Origin of the sequence: Sabulicella glaciei, from assembly GCF_026183895.1 — a bacterium.
GTDB classification, from domain to species: Bacteria; Pseudomonadota; Alphaproteobacteria; order Acetobacterales; family Acetobacteraceae; genus Roseococcus; species Roseococcus glaciei.
Map to the genome: position 1 here is coordinate 1 of NZ_JAPFQI010000046.1, position 2,729 is coordinate 2,729.

At 57.8% G+C, this 2,729-nt stretch carries 1 rRNA gene; it reads right to left on the minus strand.

Features of this window, described 5'->3' with window-relative positions:
- Positions 1 to 2,728: ribosomal RNA gene (locus OF850_RS23265) — 23S ribosomal RNA — on the minus strand.
- Between the last annotated feature and the right edge of the window lies 1 nt (position 2,729).

The window sequence follows — 2,729 nt, forward strand, 5'->3', positions numbered from 1 at the left end:
ATGAGCCTATCGGGCGATTAGGACCGCTCGGCTGAGCGCATTGCTGCGCGTATACCTGCGGCCTATCAACGTGCTGGTCTTGCACGGCCCTCGGGGAGACCTGGTTTTGAGGTGGGTTTCCCGCTTAGATGCCTTCAGCGGTTATCCCGTCCGCACTTGGCTACCCAGCTGTGCCACTGGCGTGACAACTGGTGCACCAGAGGTGCGTCCATCCCGGTCCTCTCGTACTAGGGACAGATCCTCTCAAGTCTCCAACACCCACAGCAGATAGGGACCGAACTGTCTCACGACGTTCTAAACCCAGCTCACGTACCGCTTTAATCGGCGAACAGCCGAACCCTTGGGACCTGCTCCAGCCCCGGGATGCGATGAGCCGACATCGAGGTGCCAAACCTCCCCGTCGATGTGGACTCTTGGGGGAGATCAGCCTGTTATCCCTAGAGTACCTTTTATCCGTTGAGCGATGGCCCGTCCACGAGGGACCACCGGATCACTAAGGCCGACTTTCGTCTCTGTTCGCGCTGTCACGCTCACAGTCAGGCGGGCTTATGCCTTTGCACTCAACAGCCGATGTCCGACCGGCTTGAGCCCACCATCGCGCGCCTCCGTTACAATTTGGGAGGCGACCGCCCCAGTCAAACTGCCCACCACGCAGGGTCCCGGCCCGGGATCACCAGGCTCGGTTAGATGCCAAAAAGGCGCAGGGTGGTATTTCAAGGTTGGCTCCACCAGAGCTAGCGCCCCGGCTTCATAGCCTCCCACCTATCCTACACAGCCCCTTCCTGGCACCACTGCGAAGTTGCAGTAAAGGTTCATAGGGTCTTTCCGTCTAACTGCGGGTACCCCGCATCTTCACGGGGAATTCAATTTCGCTGAGCCCATGCCGGAGACAGTGGGGAGGTCGTTACGCCATTCGTGCAGGTCGGAACTTACCCGACAAGGAATTTCGCTACCTTAGGACCGTTATAGTTACGGCCGCCGTTTACCGGGGCTTCAGTTCGGAGCTTGCACTCCTCCCTTTAACCTTCCGGCACCGGGCAGGCGTCAGACCCTATACGTCATCTCTCGATTTCGCAGAGCCCTGTGTTTTTACTAAACAGTCGCCACCCCCTGCTTTGTGCCACCCCACCCTGGTTGCCCAGGACAGGGTCTCGCTTATCCCGAAGTTACGCGAGCAATTTGCCTAGTTCCTTCGACATGGTTCTCTCAAGCGCCTTGGTATGCTCTACCAGTCCACCTGTGTCGGTTTCGGGTACGGTCCAATGCCAGAGCTGTTTCCCGGATCCCTCCAACCGCCCATCCAATCCAATAAGGATGAACAGCACTTCAGAACCGTCACTTCTGGCGGGCTCGGGAATATTCACCCGATTCCCATCGGCTACGGCTGTCGCCCTCGCCTTAGGGGCCGGCTCACCCTGCGCGGATTAACCTTGCGCAGGAACCCTTGGACTTTCGGCGAGAGGGTTTCTCACCCTCTTTGTCGCTACTCATGTCCGCATTCGCACTTCCCATACCTCCAGGACCCCTCGCAGGTATCCCTTCACAGGCCTAGGGAACGCTCCGCTACCACGTGCTTACGCACATCCACAGCTTCGGTGCATGGCTTGAGCCCCGTTACATTTTCGCCGCAGGACAGCTAATAGACCAGTGAGCTATTACGCTTTCTTTAAAGGATGGCTGCTTCTAAGCCAACCTCCTGGTTGTTTTGGCCGTCCCACATGCTTTCCCACTTAGCCATGACTTGGGGACCTTAGCTGGTGGTCTGGGCTGTTTCCCTCTCGACAATGGACCTTAGCACCCACTGTCTGTCTGCCAGGCTGCACTCACCGGCATTCGGAGTTCGGTAGGGTTTGGTAGGGCTTTGGGCCCCCCTAGCCCTTCCGGTGCTCTACCTCCGATGGTGACCACCTGACGATCTACCTCAATAGATTTCGCGGAGAACCAGCTATTTCCGAGTTTGATTGGCCTTTCACCCCTAGCCACAGCTCATCCCCGACTTTTTCAACAGGCGTGGGTTCGGCCCTCCAGTGGGTGTTACCCCACCTTCAGCCTGGCCATGGCTAGATCACTCGGTTTCGGGTCTCATGCCGGCAACTGAACGCCCTGTTCAGACTCGCTTTCGCTGCGCCTCCACCTATCGGCTTAAGCTTGCTGCCAACACGAACTCGCGGACCCATTATACAAAAGGTACGCCGTCACCCCACAAGGAGGCTCCGACTGCTTGTAAGCGTCCGGTTTCAGGTCTCTTTCACTCCCCTCGTCGGGGTGCTTTTCACCTTTCCCTCACGGTACTTGTGCACTATCGGTCGCCAAGGAGTATTTAGGCTTGGAGGGTGGTCCCCCCATGTTCAGACAAGGTTTCACGTGCCCCGCCCTACTCGATCACCCCACACCACATCACGCCTACGGGACTATCACCCACTTTGGTGCGCCTTTCCAAACGCTTCGGCTTATTGGTGCAAGGCAAATGGCCTAATCCGCTTTCGCTCGCCACTACTCGCGGAATCTCTGTTGATGTCTTTTCCTCCAGGTACTGAGATGTTTCAGTTCCCCGGGTTCGCCTCGTGATCCTATGGATTCAGACCACGATCTCCTCGCGGAGGGGTTTCCCCATTCGGACATCCGCGGATCAACGATCGCTCGCATCTCCCCGCGGCTTTTCGCAGCGTGCCACGTCCTTCATCGCCTCTTGGCGCCAAGGCATCCACCGAACGCCCTTATCGCGCTCA